The organism is Comamonas avium, assembly GCF_014836675.1.
Lineage (GTDB): Bacteria > Pseudomonadota > Gammaproteobacteria > Burkholderiales > Burkholderiaceae_C > Comamonas > Comamonas avium.
On the sequence record NZ_JACSQK010000008.1, the window covers coordinates 75,933 to 92,249 of the forward strand.

At 57.5% G+C, this 16,317-nt stretch carries 13 protein-coding genes; 1 reads left to right on the forward strand and 12 read right to left on the reverse strand.

The window, feature by feature from the left end; translation table 11 throughout:
• Positions 1–74: 74 nt before the first annotated feature.
• The 5 genes from prmB to dapC form a co-directional block, all read right to left on the reverse strand.
• On the reverse strand, positions 75–1,004 hold the full coding sequence (gene prmB / locus H9646_RS15825; RefSeq protein WP_191724353.1) for a 50S ribosomal protein L3 N(5)-glutamine methyltransferase: 930 nt from the start codon (positions 1,002–1,004) through the stop codon (positions 75–77).
• A complete protein-coding gene (dapE, locus tag H9646_RS15830) occupies positions 1,001–2,188 on the reverse strand; it encodes a succinyl-diaminopimelate desuccinylase (RefSeq protein WP_191724354.1) in 1,188 nt (395 codons plus the stop codon). The genes prmB and dapE overlap by 4 nt, the downstream gene beginning before the upstream one ends.
• Positions 2,189–2,253: 65 nt before the next feature.
• Positions 2,254–3,423, reverse strand: coding sequence for a PilT/PilU family type 4a pilus ATPase (locus tag H9646_RS15835; RefSeq protein ID WP_191724355.1), 1,170 nt, complete (start codon positions 3,421–3,423; stop codon positions 2,254–2,256).
• A 119-nt stretch (positions 3,424–3,542) separates the two neighbouring features.
• On the reverse strand, positions 3,543–4,376 hold the full coding sequence (dapD, locus tag H9646_RS15840) for a 2,3,4,5-tetrahydropyridine-2,6-dicarboxylate N-succinyltransferase (RefSeq protein WP_191724356.1): 834 nt from the start codon (positions 4,374–4,376) through the stop codon (positions 3,543–3,545).
• Positions 4,377–4,384: 8 nt separating this feature from the next.
• Complete coding sequence (gene dapC, locus H9646_RS15845; protein WP_191724357.1) at positions 4,385–5,590, reverse strand: succinyldiaminopimelate transaminase; 1,206 nt, start codon at positions 5,588–5,590, stop codon at positions 4,385–4,387.
• 261 nt (positions 5,591–5,851) lie between these two features.
• Between dapC and H9646_RS15850 the strand changes: the two genes are divergently transcribed.
• Positions 5,852–7,288, forward strand: coding sequence for a methyl-accepting chemotaxis protein (locus H9646_RS15850; protein WP_404813109.1), 1,437 nt, complete (start codon positions 5,852–5,854; stop codon positions 7,286–7,288).
• 44 nt (positions 7,289–7,332) lie between these two features.
• Here the strand turns inward: H9646_RS15850 and H9646_RS15855 are convergent, their stop codons facing one another.
• The 7 genes from H9646_RS15855 to H9646_RS15885 form a co-directional block, all read right to left on the reverse strand.
• The gene (locus tag H9646_RS15855; RefSeq protein ID WP_191724359.1) at positions 7,333–7,971 is read right to left on the reverse strand and encodes an RnfABCDGE type electron transport complex subunit B; all 639 of its coding nucleotides are present in this window, start codon (positions 7,969–7,971) and stop codon (positions 7,333–7,335) included.
• 10 nt (positions 7,972–7,981) lie between these two features.
• On the reverse strand, positions 7,982–9,394 hold the full coding sequence (locus tag H9646_RS15860) for a polyhydroxyalkanoate depolymerase (protein ID WP_191724360.1): 1,413 nt from the start codon (positions 9,392–9,394) through the stop codon (positions 7,982–7,984).
• A gap of 292 nt (positions 9,395–9,686) precedes the next feature.
• Positions 9,687–10,703, reverse strand: coding sequence for a tRNA dihydrouridine(20/20a) synthase DusA (gene dusA / locus H9646_RS15865; protein WP_191724361.1), 1,017 nt, complete (start codon positions 10,701–10,703; stop codon positions 9,687–9,689).
• A gap of 654 nt (positions 10,704–11,357) precedes the next feature.
• Complete coding sequence (locus H9646_RS15870) at positions 11,358–12,146, reverse strand: enoyl-CoA hydratase/isomerase family protein (protein WP_191724362.1); 789 nt, start codon at positions 12,144–12,146, stop codon at positions 11,358–11,360.
• 186 nt (positions 12,147–12,332) lie between these two features.
• Positions 12,333–14,153 carry an AMP-dependent synthetase/ligase gene (locus H9646_RS15875; protein WP_191724363.1) on the reverse strand — a complete coding sequence of 607 codons (1,821 nt, stop codon included), beginning with the start codon at positions 14,151–14,153 and terminating at the stop codon, positions 12,333–12,335.
• Positions 14,154–14,202: 49 nt separating this feature from the next.
• Complete coding sequence (locus H9646_RS15880; RefSeq protein ID WP_191724364.1) at positions 14,203–15,021, reverse strand: ABC transporter ATP-binding protein; 819 nt, start codon at positions 15,019–15,021, stop codon at positions 14,203–14,205.
• A 64-nt stretch (positions 15,022–15,085) separates the two neighbouring features.
• Complete coding sequence (locus tag H9646_RS15885) at positions 15,086–16,282, reverse strand: ABC transporter substrate-binding protein (RefSeq protein WP_191724365.1); 1,197 nt, start codon at positions 16,280–16,282, stop codon at positions 15,086–15,088.
• Between the last annotated feature and the right edge of the window lie 35 nt (positions 16,283–16,317).

Here is a 16,317-nt window from a genome sequence, read left to right on the forward strand (position 1 = left end):
CGCACCCGCGCGGGGCGGGTGCTGTTGTCTGAGAGGGCTGTCAGCCGCAGGCCAAGCCCGCGTCTGCAATGGCCTTATTGTGACTGCAGCTTGGCTTGTGCGAGCAACGACTGCTTGGTAACCAGTAAAACCTGGTCTTCGCCAGCGCTGGTTTCAAGCCAGAACACGGGCAGCAGCGGGAAGGCAGCTTCAAAAAAGTCGCGCTCGTTGCCAATTTCCAGCACCATGACTGCGTCTTCGGTCATGCAGCCGGGGGCGGCTGCGAATAAATCGCGTATGAAGTCCATGCCGTCCCTGCCGCCTGCCAGTGCCAGTTCAGGCTCGGCCAGGTATTCGGCGGGCAGTTTGGACATGCTGTCGGCATTCACATACGGCGGGTTGCACAAAATTAAATCCCAGGGCCCGGGTACTTTGGACAGGCCATCTGTTTCTACCAGCGTGACGCGGTCTTGCAGCGCGTGTTTGTCCACATTGATACGGGCTACAGCCAGTGCATCGGTGGAAATGTCTGCGCCTGTGACTTCAACCTCGGGGAAGGCCATTGCGGCCAGACAGGCCAGTGAGCCGTTGCCGGTGCACAGATCCAGTACCTTGCGGGTTTTATCGGACAGGAAGTGGTCAATGCTGCCGTCTGCCAGCAGCTCTGCAATAAAGCTGCGCGGCACGATGGCGCGCTCGTCCACATAAAACGGCACACCCACCAGCCACGCCTCTTGTGTCAGGTAAGCCGCAGGCTTGCGGCTATCAATGCGAGCTTTGAAAAGCGCAGCTACCTGCGCTTGCTGTTCGGGCGTTACAGGCTGATTTTCTACAGATTCCTCTTCGTCGCCCAAAGGGGCGTCGATGGGAAGGCCCAGCTTCCACAGCACCAGCCAGATAGCTTCTTCGTACGCATTGGCGGTGCCGTGGCCAAAGCCCACGCCTGCCTGGGTCAGGCATTCAGTGCCTGTTGCAATCAAGGTGCCTACGGTGTTGCCATGGGGCAGGGTGTATGCGTGGCTCATGCTGTGGCTCCTTGCTCAGCGCTGGCAGACCGCAGTCGGGTATGCAGGTTTTCCATCAGGCGGCGGTAAATATTCTTGAGGGGCTCGACGTCGGTCACCACGATGTGTTCGTCAATCTTGTGGATGGTGGCGTTAGGGGGGCCAAGCTCAATCACCTGCGGGCAGGCTTTGGCAATGAAGCGGCCATCGCTGGTGCCGCCGCTGGTGGACAGCTCGGTCTCCAGGCCTGTTTCTGCGCGGATGGCTTCTTGTGCGGCCGTCACCAGGTCGCCCGGGGTAGTCAGGAAGGGCTCGCCCGAGAGGCTCCAGGTCAGGTCATACTCCAGCGCGTGCTTGTCCAGCACGGATTTGACGCGCTGCTTGAGGCTTTCGGCGGTGTTTTCCGAGCTGTAGCGGAAGTTGAAGTCAATCACCACCTCGCCGGGAATGACGTTGGATGCCCCTGTGCCGCCATGCATGTTGCTGATTTGCCAGCTGGTGGGCGGGAAAAATGCATTGCCCTTGTCCCACTCAATGCTGGCCAGTTCTGTCAGCGCAGGCACGGCCTGGTGAATCGGGTTGCGAGCCAGTTGCGGGTATGCAATGTGGCCCTGAATGCCCTCCACCGTGAGGCGACCGCTGAGCGAGCCACGGCGGCCATTCTTGATCATGTCGCCTGTTTGTCTGACGGCGGTGGGCTCTCCCACAATGCACCAGTGCATGGGCTCTTGGCGGGCCTGCAGTGCCTGAATGACGGTTTTGGTGCCGTCATGGGCGGGGCCTTCTTCGTCGCTGGTCAGCAGCAGGGCTATGTCCAGCGGGGTGTCAGCGTGGGCAGCCAGAAACTCTTCCAGAGCCACGATAAAAGCGGCGATCGACGTTTTCATGTCGCTGGCACCGCGCCCAAACAGCTTGCCGTCGTGGTAGGTGGGTGTAAAGGGTGGGTAGGACCACTGCTCGACAGGCCCGGTAGGCACTACGTCGGTATGGCCGGCAAAGATCAGTGTTTTGGCCTGAGGCAGGCCAGTGCGGCGCACAGCCCAGAGGTTGTGCACACGAAAGTGATCAGGGCCGCCATCCATGCGTTCGCAATGAAAGCCCAGATGGCTCAGGCGCTGTGCCAGCAATTCCAGACAGCCAGCATCTTCAGGGGTGATGGAGGGGCGGCTGATCAGTTGCTCAGCCAGTTGCAGCGTGCGGGACATGTGAGAAAAATCCAAATGGGACTGCACCTTGTGTGCAGCCTTGCCCCCAGTCCGAAACCGGGGCTTTATGTTTTAAGGCCAATGTTGAGCAGCAAAGCACCAAATTCAGGCGGGGGTGGAGCAGCCTGTTCCGTATTCGGGTTCAGAGACTCGGCGCCGGAGTAAATGGTGTTTTGGGGCGCATTTTGCAGCCGCCACATCAAATTGGTGGGCGAATCTGCATTGGCCAAGCCTTCGTTGCGGTCAATTGTGCCATTGCCGATGAGCCGGGCCAGATCTTCTTCAAAGGTTTGAGAGCCTTCAGCCATGGATTTTTCCATGTTGTCGCGCACACCTGAGAAATCTCCTTTTTCAATCAGCTCGGACACCAGCTTGGTGTTGAGCAGCACCTCTACCGCCGGGACACGGTTGCCAGAGGGGGTGCGCAGCAGGCGCTGGGTGACCACCGCCTTGAGTGACGAGGACAAATCTCCCAGCATGGTGGCGCGTACTTCGACCGGGTAAAAGCTCAAAATGCGGTTGAGCGCGTGGTAGCTGTTATTGCCGTGCAGTGTGGCCAGCACCAAATGGCCGGACTGCGAGTAGGCAATGGCGGCAGACATGGTTTCGCGGTCGCGGATTTCACCAATCAAAATCACGTCCGGGGCCTGGCGCAGCGCATTTCGCAGGGCAATTTGCAGTGATTCAGTATCCGAGCCCACTTCGCGCTGGTTCACGATGGAGCGCTTGTTGCGAAACTGAAATTCGATAGGGTCCTCAATGGTGAGGATGTGGCCGGTGCGCAGTTCATTGCGGCTGTCAATCATGGCCGCCAAGGTGGTGCTTTTGCCAGAACCGGTGGCACCAACTACCAAAATCAGACCGCGTTTTTCCAAGATGAGCTGATCCAGAATGGGAGGAAGGCTCAACTCCTTGAGTTTGGGTATTTGCTGGGAAATAAAGCGCACCACCACCGCCACAGTGCCGCGCTGGCGCATGGCGCTGATGCGAAAGCGCCCAACCCCTTGCAGGGGCACTGCCATGTTGAGCTCGCCCGTCTCTTTGAGCGTCTCCATGCTCTGGGGGGAGACCACTTCTGCCAGCAGTGCGCGTGGCGCATCTGGAGGCAATAACTGGTTGTTGATGGGCACACAGTTGCCATCAATTTTGATGAGTGCTGGAGAGTTGGCAGACAGGTATACGTCAGACGCTTTTTTTTCTGCCATCAAACGCAGAATGCGTTCCATCATGCTCATGCCGTATGCCTTGTAGTTGGAAATCTTGAGGGTTTTGCCGCAAACCAAAGTGTGCCGCAAAACCCTCTAGAAATCGCCTGACAACTGCTCAGGCGGTTGACGCGTATCAATCGCGAGGTTCAATCGCGCAGCAGGTCATTGAGGCTGGTGGTGGAGCGTGTCTTGGCATCCACCGTTTTGACGATGATGGCCGCGTACATGCTGTAGTCCTTGCCGTCTTTGGTCTTCTTGGGCAGGTTGCCGCTGACCACCACGGAGCCTGCAGGCACGCGACCGTACGTGATGGTGCCGGTTTCGCGGTTGAAAATGGGGGTGGACTGGCCGATGTAGACGCCCATGGAGATCACGGAGTTTTCTTCCACGATCACGCCTTCCACCACTTCAGAGCGTGCGCCGATAAAGCAGTTGTCTTCAATGATGGTGGGGTTGGCTTGCAGGGGCTCCAGCACGCCACCCAGGCCGACGCCGCCGGACAGGTGCACGTTCTTGCCCACTTGCGCGCAAGAGCCGACGGTAGCCCATGTATCTACCATGGTGCCTTCATCGACATAAGCGCCGATGTTGACGTAGGAAGGCATCAGGATGGCGCCCTTGGCAATGAAGGAGCCACGGCGAGCCACTGCGGGTGGCACGACACGCACGCCCGTTGCGGCGATTTCAGCTTCGCTCATGCCTTCGTACTTGGTGGGAACCTTGTCAAAGAAGTTCAGGTCACCCGCTTGCATCAGCTTGTTGTCATTGAGGCGGAACGACAGCAGCACGGCCTTCTTGAGCCACTGGTGCACGGTCCACTGGCCGACACCTTCACGGCTGGCCACGCGCAGCTTGCCGTTGTTGAGTTCGTTCAAGGCATGTTCCACAGCCTCAGCCACTTCTTTGGGGGCGGACTTGGCCGAGATGTCTGCACGGTTTTCCCATGCGGTGTCGATGATTTGTTGCAGTTGTTGGGTCATAGCTATCTTTACTTGACGTTTTTCTCAATGAAATCTTTGATGCGCAGCGCAGCTTCAACACATTCCTGTGTCTCAGCCACCAGAGCCAGACGCACTCGCTGTGCGCCCGGGTTATGCCCCAGCATATTACGAGCCAGGTAGCTGCCCGGTAATACAGTGACATGGCTCTGTGCAAAGAGTGCACGGGCAAATTCTGTTTCGTTCATGCCCAGAGCATCTGGAATGCGTGGCCACAGGTAAAAGCCCGCATCGGGCAGGCGCACATCCATCACGGGCTCCAAAATGGGCATGACGGCGGCAAACTTTTCTTTGTACAGCGCCCGGTTGTGCTCGACATGGCTTTCGTCGGACCAGGCCGCAATCGATGCGTGCTGAATGGGCAGCCCCATGGCGCCACCGTGGTAGGTGCGGTAGAGCAGGAAGGATTTGAGCAGCTGCGCATCTCCGGCTACGAAACCGCTGCGCAAGCCCGGTACATTGCTGCGCTTGGAAAGGCTGGTAAAGGCCACCAGGTTGCGAAAATCGCTGCGGCCCAGTTTGACGGCAGCCTGCAGACCACCCAGTGGTGCTTCGTCACGGAAATAAATTTCGCTGTAGCACTCGTCAGAGGCGATGACAAAGCCATGGCGGTCCGACAGGTCAAACAGTTTTTTCCACTCATCTAGCGGCATGACCGCACCGGTCGGGTTGCCCGGAGAGCAGACAAACATCAGCTGCGTCTTGGCCCAGACATCGGCAGGCACGCTGTCCCAGTCCACGGCAAAGTTGCGCGCAGGGTCGCTGGAGACAAAGTACGGCTGCGCACCCGCCAGCAGCGTGGCACCTTCATAGATTTGATAGAAGGGGTTGGGGCAGAGCACCGTGGCGCCGGCCTGCGTCGGTTCAACAATGGTTTGTGCAAACGAGAACAAGGCCTCGCGGGAGCCATTGACGGGCAAAACCTGGGTTGCGGCATCTACCGAGATACCGTAACGGCGCTGCATCCAGTCACTGCAAGCCTGACGAAGACGCACATCACCTGCGGTGGCGGGGTAGTTGGCCAGCCCTGTCAGGTTGGCTGTCAAGCTGGTTTTGATGAATTCCGGCGTCTCATGGCGCGGCTCTCCAATACCCAGACTGATGTGGTGCAGTGAAGAAGGTGGGGTAACACCCGCAAAAAGTTGGCGCAGCCGCTCAAACGGGTACGGCTGAAGGTGTTGAAGCAGGGGATTCATGGTGCAAATATTATGCGGTGAGATTGCGCATGCAATGGCGCTTTATGCGCGATGTTTGGGGTCTTGATGTTGAATGTGCATGCCAGCAGCCCTTGCTTGCTGGGGTATTACACGGGCGCTTAGTACAAGGCCTAGGACCATCGGTCGAGCTTGCGCGGTACAAACCTTTTGATACATTTTGAAAAGGTGAGGGGCCGTTCCATGCAAAAACCGATGCTTTGGGTACTCAGGCGCTGCAAACTGGGCTGGAAGTTGTCGTGTGTGGCAATCATTGGCCTGCTGTCGATGGGCGCTATCTGGGCAGCTTCCTATGCCTCGGTGGCTGCAGATGTGCAGCTGGCCATTGCGGTGGCTGGCGCACTGTGTTTTGTGTATGTGCTGTATGGCGTTTATCGCAATATGTCGTATGAGATCGTGCGTCTGCTTTGCGCCATGGAGCAGGCTGCGCAAGGCAATCTGACACATCGCATCACCGCGACAGGTTCTGATGAGCTGGCAGACATGGCGCGGCTGCTCGATAGCATGGTGGTGGCGCTGTCGAGCATGGTGGCGGAGATTCGCAGCAATGCAGCGCTGGTCACGCAGGCAGGGCATACGCTGACGCAGGACAACCGTGCTTTGGCAGAACGCACCGAGTTGCAGGCGACCAATGTGGCCCAGACGGTGGTGAGCGTGGAGCAGGTGACCGCCGTGGTGCAAAACAGTGCGGAAGCGGCGGTGGCGGCCGACCGCTACACCACACAGCTGCGCAAGGTGGTGGAGCAAGGCAGCGGCGTGATGGACCAGGCCGTGCACTCCGTAGAAGCCATTGAGCGTGGGGCGGGGCGCATGTCCGAGATCATTGCTGTGATTGATGGCATTGCTTTTCAGACCAATATTTTGGCGCTCAATGCCGCGGTAGAAGCGGCACGTGCCGGAGAGCAGGGCAGAGGTTTTGCCGTGGTCGCTTCGGAAGTGCGCAGTCTGGCGCAGCGTTCTTCTGAGGCGTCCAAAGAAATCCGTCTGCTCATCGAAGAGTCGGTGCAGCAAGTGGCCAGCAGTACGCGGCTGATTCGCCAGGCGGGCGAGGGCATGCAGCAGGTGGCAGACGGCATACGCAGCGTGGCCGGGCACGTAGAAGCTATTTCTGAGTCAGGCAACAGTCAGGGGACGGGTTTGCAGCAGATCAATCTGGCGGTGCATGGCATAGACCAGGTGACGCAGGAGAATGCGCTGATGGTGCGCAACGTGGTACAGGAAGCGCAGGCGCTGGAGTTGCGCGCGGCCACACTGTCTGAAGCTGTGGAGCGCTTTCGCTTGCAGCAAGGCACGGCGGTTGAGGCGGTGGCTCTGGTTGAGCGCGCTGTGGCGCTGCGACGCATGGGCATGCCGCTGCAGCAGTACCTGAAAGCGCTGAGTGATCCGCAGCAGCCCTTTCATGACCGTGATATGTACGTTTTTGTGCTGGACAGCGCGGGACGCTATCTGGCGTTTGGCGGCAATGCAGCAAAGTGCGGCAGCCGTGTCCAGGACGTGCAGGGAGTGGATGGCAATGCGTTGCTCGACGCTATCGTGGCGCAGGCTGAACATGGGCCGGGATGGGTGGAGTACGACTTCACCAACCCCGTCCTAGGCAAAGTGCAGGCCAAGATGTCGTATGTGTGCAAGCAAGATGGGGTGTATCTGGGCTGCGGCGTCTACAAGAGTTTTGCTGGTTAGCGGCAAGCTTGCGGGACTGTAACGCTGGGTTGCAGTTTTAAGTTTCAGCTCTGGCGCAAGCCCCGCGCCTTGGCCAAAGCCGCTGCAATAGCGGCTTTTTTGTCGGGCACCACCACGGGCGCAGGTGCGGTGGCCTGTGCATTGGCAGGCTCGGCGTCTGTGCTTTGTGCGCGTGCCTGGTGCACGGCATAACGAGCTTTGGCATGTTCGGCCAGCTGGGCAGACCAGGCATCCCAGCCCGTGCGCTCGTCGCTGACCACATCCAGCTCAATGCAGTCGACGGGGCACACAGGTATGCACAGCTCACAGCCCGTGCAGTGCTGGGCGATGACGGTGTGCATTTGCTTGTTGGCGCCCAGGATGGCATCGGTGGGGCACGCTTTGATGCACAGCGTGCAGCCAATGCACCAGTTCTCGTCAATGCGCGCCAGCGTGAGCGGGCCTTCAATGCCAAATTTTGTGTTGAGCGGGGCGACGGGCTGGCCAGTGATGGCGGCCAGACGTGCAATGCCCTGAGCACCGCCTGGCGGGCACTGGTTGATGGGGGCGCCTTCGTGCGCAATCGCCTGGGCGTAGCTGGCGCAGTCAGGGTAGCCGCAGCGCGTGCATTGCGTTTGCGGCAGGGCGGCATCAATGGAAAAAGCCAGTCCGGTCAGGGCTGGCTTGGTCTGAAACTCAGGCATGCTGGGGGTGTCAACCGCGGCGGCGCTGCTTGGCTAGAGGTGGCGCTGCCTTGGCTGGCGTATTTTTCGTGGGTGCCAAGTCTGGCGCAACTTGTGCAGTCGTGCTGTGAGCGCTGGCCAATTCCCCGTCATCTTCAGGCGCACGGTTGACACTGGCCTGGGGATGGTGGGACAAAATAAAGTCACGCACCTGGGGGTAGACCACTTCGCGCCAGCGGCGGCCGCTGAAGATGCCGTAGTGTCCGGCACCTTGCACTTCTAGGTGCTGACGGCTGCTGGCCGGAATTTGCGCACACAGGTCTTGCGCCGCGCGGGTCTGGCCTGCGCCAGAAATGTCGTCCAGCTCGCCTTCTACGGTGAACAAGGCGGTGGTCTGAATGTCTTGTGGCTTGACGCGCTCGAGCTGACCTTCTGGCGAACGCACATCCCATGTGCCGTTGACCAGCTTGAAGTCCTGGAACACGGTTTGAATGGTCTCCAGGTAATAGTCGGCATCCATGTCCAGCACGGCGTTGTATTCGTCGTAGAACTTGCGGTGCTGTTCGGCGCTGGCGTCGTCACCTTTGACCAGATCCTTGAAATAGTCGTAGTGGCTGCTGGCGTGGCGGTCTGGATTCATGGCCACAAAACCGGTGTATTGCAGAAAACCGGGGTAGACACGGCGGCCAGCACCTGGGTAGCTGTCGGGCACGCGATAGATCACATTGTTCTCAAACCACTCAAAGCTGCGCTGGGTGGCGAGGTTGTTGACCGATGTGGGCGATGAGCGCGCATCAATCGGGCCACCCATCATGGTCATGGACAGCGGCGTTTTCTCGCCCCGGCTGGCCATGAGTGAAATGGCTGCCAGCACAGGCACCGTAGGCTGGCATACGCTGATGACGTGGCAGTTGCCGTATTGCTTTTGCAGATAACGGATGAAATCCTGGACGTAGTTGATGTAGTCATCCAGATGAAATTCACCATCGGCCATTGGCACCAGCCGCGCATTTTTCCAGTCGGTAATGAACACTTTGTGGTCACCGAGCAGACTGCGCACGGTATCGCGCAGCAGCGTGGCGTAGTGACCAGACAGGGGTGCCACAACCAGCACCGGCGGCTGGGCCAGCAATTTGTCCAGCGTTTGGGAGTCGTCGGAAAAACGTTTGAAGCGACGCAGCTCGCAAAACGGCTTGTCCATCTCTACGCGTTCCATGATGGTGACGTTCACCCCCTGGACAGGCACGCTGGTGATACCAAATGCGGGCTTTTCATAGCCCTTGCCCAGACGGTAAAACAGATCAAAGCCTGCCGAGATGCGCTGAGAAAAGGGGTTTTGGGACAACGGCAGCAGGGGGCTGGTGTAGAGCTTGGCCGTAGCCTGTGCAAAGTCTGCAAATGGCTCAATCAATGCGCGCTGGGTTTCATAGAGCTGGTAGAGCATGGCAGGGGATATTTCTCTTTATGTTGCGGTGCAATATAGCAGCATGTGCCCGACGAAAGGAAACGATTATTCTCCATATCCAGTCGCTGCGGCGACAGGTGGGCGCACGCACTGCCTGTTCTGCTGTTAGGCAACTTCTGTCAATGGCGCAAACTGGTCGTTGTGCGCTCCTTTATTTTTTAAATATTTAAAAAAGTAGCTGCTAACGCTGATGCAGCATTGTTCTTGAATACTTTTGTATCTGAAATCAAGGAGCTGAAAGCGTTAGTAGCTATGTTTTTGTAAATGTGAATTATTCTGGTACAGCACCGTCTGGTCGTGTGCTGGCAATGGCGGCCACTTCGCTGGCCGGAAGGTGCTTGAGGCGGTGGTCGCTCCACACCTGGCGCCAGCGGCGCGCGCCTGGCAGACCATGGCGCAAACCCAGCATATGGCGGGCAATGGCGTACCAGTGCGTGCCGTGCTCGCGCGCTTCACGCTCCATATAGGCCACCATGGCCTGTTCTACACCCGCGTGCGTCAGCTGTGAGGGTGCGCCACCAAAGTACAGCTCGTCCCAGCGGGACAGCCACCAGGGGTTGTGATAGGCCTCGCGCCCAATCATCACGCCATCTACCTGCTGCAGCTGCTCTTGCACAACGTCATCGGTTTTGATGCCGCCATTGATGGCAATCGTCAGGTGCGGAAAATCTCGCTTGAGCTGGGCCACCACGTCATAGCGCAGCGGTGGAATGTCACGGTTTTCTTTGGGGCTCAGCCCTTGCAGCCATGCATTGCGGGCATGCACGATGAAGACGTTGCAGCCGGCATCGGCCACGGTGCCGACAAAATCGCGCACAAAGTCATAGGTCTCAATTTTGTCGATACCAATGCGGTGCTTGACGGTGACGGCAATGTCCACCACATCGCGCATGGCCTTGACGCCATCGGCCACCAAATCAGCCTCTCGCATCAGGCAGGCACCGAATGCACCGCGCTGTACCCGCTCGCTGGGGCAGCCGCAGTTGAGGTTGATTTCGTCGTATCCCCAGTCCTGTCCCATCTTGGCTGCCTTGGCCAAATCGGCAGGTTCGCTGCCACCCAGTTGCAGCGCCAGCGGGTGCTCTTCCTGGTTAAAGCGCAGGTGGCGCGGTACATCACCGTGCAGCAGGGCGCCGGTGGTGATCATCTCGGTGTACAGCAGGGTGTGCTGGCTCAGCAGGCGGTGCAGGTAGCGACAATGCCGGTCAGTCCAGTCCAGCATGGGCGCAACGGACATGCGCCAAGGACTTGTAATTGCTTGATTGTTAGCGTTTGTGCTTGAATTCATTGAGTTTTTTGCTGTCACGCAGTGGTTGCTTTTTAAACGCGTTTCAGCACATTTCTATACATTTTGAATGTCTCGCTGCTACGATGCAGCTTCACGAAAAGCCTTGTTGCAATCTATAAGCATTGCAGCGCGCAAGAAGGCAGATTGAGCAATTTTCTATACAGCGCAGATACGGCGTCAGGAGAAGGGCAAAACCGTCTTTCCTGAATCTCAAACATTCTGTGAGCGTGCACTGGCCGCAGAATGGAAGACAAGGCGAGAGTCTGAGCTGGAAAAAGAGCTGTCTTCCGGTTAGCACTCTGTACGTGATGACAGCCTGCTGGATATCTAGCAGGATTATGTCAGCGCGCAGGGGGGCGTGTCTGATTGGGGGCGAAGCAAGAAGCCAAATATCAAGCGATGTGATACAGGGTAGCTTTGCTAAGAAGTAGTCCGCCGAGTGGCGGCTGCAGTTTTTGTGGATTACGCCGTGCCTGCGGTGGCTGGAGTCTGCGGGTGCTGCAGCTGTCCTGAATGGTCCGGCCTGGGTTCAGCGTTGCCTGAGACATGCAGCTATTTCAACTGGATCAACGCCGTCATTTACAGAGCTGGATCTGGCTCGTACTGAATGACTGTGCATCCGTGCTGTATCTAAGCCTCGAAGCCGCTCACGCTTTATTTGCCTGAAAAAGCAGCGGGTGATTTGTTGAAAAATGCGTTGATTCCACAAGAGAAATCGGCTGTTCTTGTGCATTGAAGAAAGGCCTGTGCTTCGGCATTGAGCTGAGTGTGCAAATCTTGATCAAAGCTGACTCTCATCAGACGCCGAATCTGGCCATACGCTTGTGTGGGACCGTTGGCTAGCTGTTTGGCCAGCCGCATGACTGCAGACGGCAGATCTGAAATTGGCAGAACGCGGTTGATAAGCCCGAGACGCAGTGCTTGCTCAGTGTTCAGTGGTTCGCTGAGAAGTGCAATTTCCAGCGCATGGCGTAAACCCACGAGACGTGGCAAGGTCCAAGAGGCTCCAACATCACAGCTGGCGCCGAGTTTGGTGTATGCCATATTGAATTGCGTACCTTCTGCCGCAAGCACCATGTCGGCGTGCAGCATCAAAGACAGACCAGCCCCTGCTGCTGCCCCCTGTACTTGTGCGATGACTGGGGCGTTGCCGCTTGCTAGCAGCGTAACTGCCATGTGCAATGGGGCAATAAGGTCTTGGGCAGCCTGTTCTGGGTTGGCTTGCAGAGCTGCAAGATCGCCGCCCGCCATGAAGGCGCGGCCTTCGCCGCGCAGCACGATGCAGCGCACACTGGCGTCTTGTGTGAGTTGCTGAACGGCTTGTAGCAGGGCTTGGGCCATGGGCACGTTGATAGCGTTGAGTGCGCTGGGGCGGTTGAAGGTGATTGTGGCGACACCTTGCTGTTGCTCGATGTGTATGGGTTGGGAAGTTTGTTCGCTCATACCGTTATGTTTCAGTTTGGTAAAAATAGAAGCCATAAGCCATAAGCCATAAGCCATAAGCCATAAGCCATAAGCCATAAGCCATAAGCCATAGTCAAATCCCTGCTTATGTTTGCTTCCAAGTTTTGTGTTTTTTAGGGGGCTAGCTTTGTTTTTAAATTGTTAGGCAGGACAACTTTGTCTGTTTCAGGTTCGCTGATACAGCGCATCAATCTCATTGGCATAGGTTTTGTAAATGCTGGAGCGGCGCACTTTCATCGTCGCCGTGACTTCCCCGTCGTCGTGATCCAGCTCTTTGGTCAGCAGATGGAATTTGCGAATTTGCGACACTTGCGCCAGACGTGCGTTGCCTTGGTCGATGACAGTTGTGATGAGCTGTTGTACGCGTTCGTTCTCGACCAGTGAACGAAAGTGTGTGAAGGCAATACGCTGGGTTTCCGCCCATTTGCCCACGGTTTCGTAGTCGATTTGGACGAGTGCACTGACGAACTTGCGTCCGTCTGCCACTACGATGCATTCCTTGATGTAGGGGCTGCCTTTCATGGTGTTTTCTATCTCGGATGGCGTAAGGTTCTTGCCACCTGCAGTGATCATGATGTCTTTCAGTCGGTCCACGATTTGCAGCTGCCCATTGACTTCACGCACCACGTCGCCGGTGTGCAGCCAGCCGTCCTGCAAGGTCTGGGCTGTTGCTTCAGGGTTCTTGTAGTAGCCCACAAAGACCATGTCGCCCTGAATTTGAAATTCGCCTGTCACCGTGTCAATGCGGTGCGTGACACCTCGTATGGGAATGCCTACGGTGCCCACTTGCACATGGTGCAGTTCGTGGCCGGTGACCATACCGGTCGATTCTGTCAGGCCGTACACCTCAATCAGTGGCACACCAATCACGCGGAAGAAACGCACCACATCGGGGGGGATGGGCGCTGCTCCTGTGAGCGCCACGGTGGCTTCGCGCAGGCCAATGAAGTTTTGCAGCGAACGCAAAATCAACCAATAGTGCATGCCAAAGCGCAGGCGCTGGCCCAGGCTCCATTGGCTGCGCGGCTTTTCGGCCAAGGGCGTGCAGGCTGCAAAGGCGCGCTCGAACAGGCGCTGGCGGACGCTGCCGGCTTCCTGCAGCTTGATGGTGATGGAAGCGTGCAGCTTTTCCCAGATGCGTGGGACGCCCAAAAACATGCTAGGGGCAATCTCGCGCAAATCTTCCTGCACGGTGCGAATAGATTCACCAAAGTGCACTTGTGAGCCGAGATAGATGGGGCAGAACGTGGTGAGCATTTGCTCGGCCACGTGGCACAGCGGCAGGTAGGACAGGTGGGTGGTGTCTGCGTGCATGTGCAGTCGCTCCACAATGCCTGGCACCACGCCGCGAATGTTGCGGTACGAAATCATCGCACCCTTGGGTTTGCCCGTGGATCCGGAGGTGTAGATCATCAGACCCAGATCGTCCAGTGTTTGCGTTTGCAGAGCTTGGTCGATCCATGTGGACTGGCCTTGGCGTGCCCCCAGTTGCTCGACTTCGGCAAAAGTCAGAATGTGCGCGCGCTGCTCGGGTGTGAAGCTGCGCAGGCCTTTGGTCTCCATGACGATGATCTTGCGCAGCTTGGGCAGCTCCGGCCACGCTTGGAGCAGTTTGTCAGTCTGTTCCTGGTCTTCGCAGACCATGATTTCTATGTCGGCATGTCCCACCACGTACGCCACTTCTGGCGTGGGGCTGGTTGGGTACACGCCGACAGTGAGGCCGCCCATCAAGCCTGTGCCCATTTGTGCCAGCACCCACTCGATGCGGTTTTCGGCAATCACACCGACATGGCCGCCGGCGCTCAGGCCCATGCAGCGCAGGCCCATACCAAAGTGGCTGGCGCGTTCGTAGTAGCTGGCCCAGGTAAAGGGTTTCCAGATCCCAAAGTCTTTTTGCCGGATGGCAACGCGCTGCGCGTCGCTGCGAGCGCGTTCACGCAGCATTTGAGGCAGGGTGGATTCGGGCAGTTGCAGCGTGGGGTTCATGGAGTCACTCGGCATTCAAAAAATGAAGAAAAGCAGGGTGCAAAAGCGTTCAGGACAACCAGCGTTTGCGCCGCTTGTATTGCTTGATGTCTTTGAAACTTTTGGCCTCGCCATGACCGCCCATGCCCAGATAAAACTCGCGCACATCGGGGTCGTTGGAGAGCTTTTCGGCGCTGCCGTTGATGACGATTTTTCCGTTCTCCATGATGTAACCGCTGTGAGCGACCGCCAGAGCCACGGTGGCGTTTTGCTCCACCAGCAGCATGGAGGTACCGTGCTCGGCATTGATGCGGGCAATGATGGTGAAGATGTCTTCCACCAGCCTGGGGGAAAGGCCTAGTGAGGGTTCGTCCAGCAAAATCAATTCGGGTTGCGCAATCAGTGCGCGGCCAATGGCCAGCATTTGCTGCTCTCCACCAGAGAGGTAGCCTGCCAATCCCTTGCGGCGTTCGTGCAGGCGTGGAAAGTAGGTGTAGACGAGATCAAAGTCGGGCGCTTTGGCGCTGGTGCGGCCGGTGAGCGCATAGGTGGAGGCAATAAGGTTCTCCTCGACCGTGAGATCTTCAAACACGCGCCGACCTTCCATGACATGCGATAGACCTTGGCGCACCAGTTGCTGGGGCGCAGTGCTGCCAATGTCTTTCCCGTTGAAGCGGATAGCGCCGGATTCCAGAACACCATCTTCCAGCTCCAGCAGACCCGATGCGGCCTTGAGAGTGGTGGATTTTCCCGCGCCATTGCTGCCCAGCAGAGCCACGATCTGGCCCCGTGGCACGGCTATGGACAGACCACGCAGGGCCTGTACGACCTTGTTGTAGATCACTTCAATATTGTTGATCTCGAGGACGTTGTCTGTGGTGGTCTGCATGGCGTTATCAAGCTTGTAAACAAGGGAGCTCAGAAGGTGCACTCTGTGCGCTGCCTGGCGGGTGTTACTTCGCCAGTGAAATCCATTCAGAAGCGGGGAGCATTTTTTTTGCCTTGAAGTCCGCACGGTAGACGCGGCCAACAGGAATGGAGTTGCCCTTGATGGTGATGGGCACACCAATCAAGCCTCCGGTATCAAAGTTTTCCAGGCTGTTGAGCGCAGCTTTGAGGTTAGCCCCTGTCAATGGTTTGCCAGTCTTCAGACAGCGGCGCGCCGATTCAGTGAATAGCATGGCGGCCAGAAAGCCCTGGATGTAGGCCGTGCTCTGGTACTCGGGGCGCATCGCGCGGATTTTCTCCAGCATCGGCGCCTTCTCGGTGTCGTAGTAGTAGCGGAATGGCATAACGCCCATGAAACCGTCACCGTTTTCACCCATCTGCATGACGGTGGAGTTATCCATGGTCCAGAAGGTGCCCATCCATTTGCTGGTCATGCCCATTTGCTTGCCTTGAGTCACAAACTCGGGAATGGGGGCAAGGATGTAACCGTGGAAGATGGTGTAGTCAGGCGCGGCACGGCGCAGCTTGATGACTTCGGTGGAGATATCTACGCTGCCAGCGGGCGTCATGATCTTGATGGGCACGTTCAGACCCATTTCCTTCGCGAGCTTTTCGCTGCTCTCAATGGGGTCGCGGCCAAACTCAGAGTCCGAGTAGACGAAGGCCACTTTGGCGCCCGGTTTTTCCTTGGCAATGTGACGCAGCAAGATGCCGAACATCTCGGTGTAATCAGGACCGACCAAAAACTGATTGGGGTATTTTTGGGGGTTGTTCAACTCGGTGGCAAATGAGGCGCCCGCCATCAAGATGTTGCTGTTGCGATTGAGCTCAGGGTTGATGGTTTTGGCAAAGCCGGTGGAGTCGCCGTAGTAGAGGTTGATTTTGTTCTGGCTTGTGAGTTTTTTGAAGGTGGCAACCGAGACATCCACCTTGTAGCCTGTGTCTTCTGGAACGTATTTGAGCTTGCGACCTTCTACGCCACCGGCATCATTGGTCATCTTCACAAAGTCGGCAATTCCCGCGTTGATGCCCACGCCCGCAAAGGCAAATACGCCTGTCATGGGAATGGAGCCGCCAATGACGATGTCTTTGTTGATTTGCGCCAGCACACTCAAGGGCGATGCGGCCAGTGCGCTGGCACCGACTGACGCAGCAGCCATCAGCATGCTGCGGCGGGGCTGAGAAATCAGAGTTTTTTCCATGCTTGTCTCCTGGTGGTTGTTGTGGCAGAAAAGTG

Bases quoted from the DNA above. Each gene is read 5' to 3' on its own strand.
- H9646_RS15870 (WP_191724362.1), bottom strand. From the start codon at position 12,146: ATGAGCGAACAAACTTCCCAACCCATACACATCGAGCAACAGCAAGGT.
- dusA (WP_191724361.1), bottom strand. From the start codon at position 10,703: ATGAATTCAAGCACAAACGCTAACAATCAAGCAATTACAAGTCCTTGG.
- H9646_RS15860 (WP_191724360.1), bottom strand. From the start codon at position 9,394: ATGCTCTACCAGCTCTATGAAACCCAGCGCGCATTGATTGAGCCATTT.
- H9646_RS15855 (WP_191724359.1), bottom strand. From the start codon at position 7,971: ATGCCTGAGTTTCAGACCAAGCCAGCCCTGACCGGACTGGCTTTTTCC.
- H9646_RS15885 (WP_191724365.1), bottom strand. From the start codon at position 16,282: ATGGAAAAAACTCTGATTTCTCAGCCCCGCCGCAGCATGCTGATGGCT.
- dapE (WP_191724354.1), bottom strand. From the start codon at position 2,188: ATGTCCCGCACGCTGCAACTGGCTGAGCAACTGATCAGCCGCCCCTCC.
- dapC (WP_191724357.1), bottom strand. From the start codon at position 5,590: ATGAATCCCCTGCTTCAACACCTTCAGCCGTACCCGTTTGAGCGGCTG.
- H9646_RS15875 (WP_191724363.1), bottom strand. From the start codon at position 14,153: ATGAACCCCACGCTGCAACTGCCCGAATCCACCCTGCCTCAAATGCTG.
- prmB (WP_191724353.1), bottom strand. From the start codon at position 1,004: ATGAGCCACGCATACACCCTGCCCCATGGCAACACCGTAGGCACCTTG.
- H9646_RS15835 (WP_191724355.1), bottom strand. From the start codon at position 3,423: ATGAGCATGATGGAACGCATTCTGCGTTTGATGGCAGAAAAAAAAGCG.
- dapD (WP_191724356.1), bottom strand. From the start codon at position 4,376: ATGACCCAACAACTGCAACAAATCATCGACACCGCATGGGAAAACCGT.
- H9646_RS15880 (WP_191724364.1), bottom strand. From the start codon at position 15,021: ATGCAGACCACCACAGACAACGTCCTCGAGATCAACAATATTGAAGTG.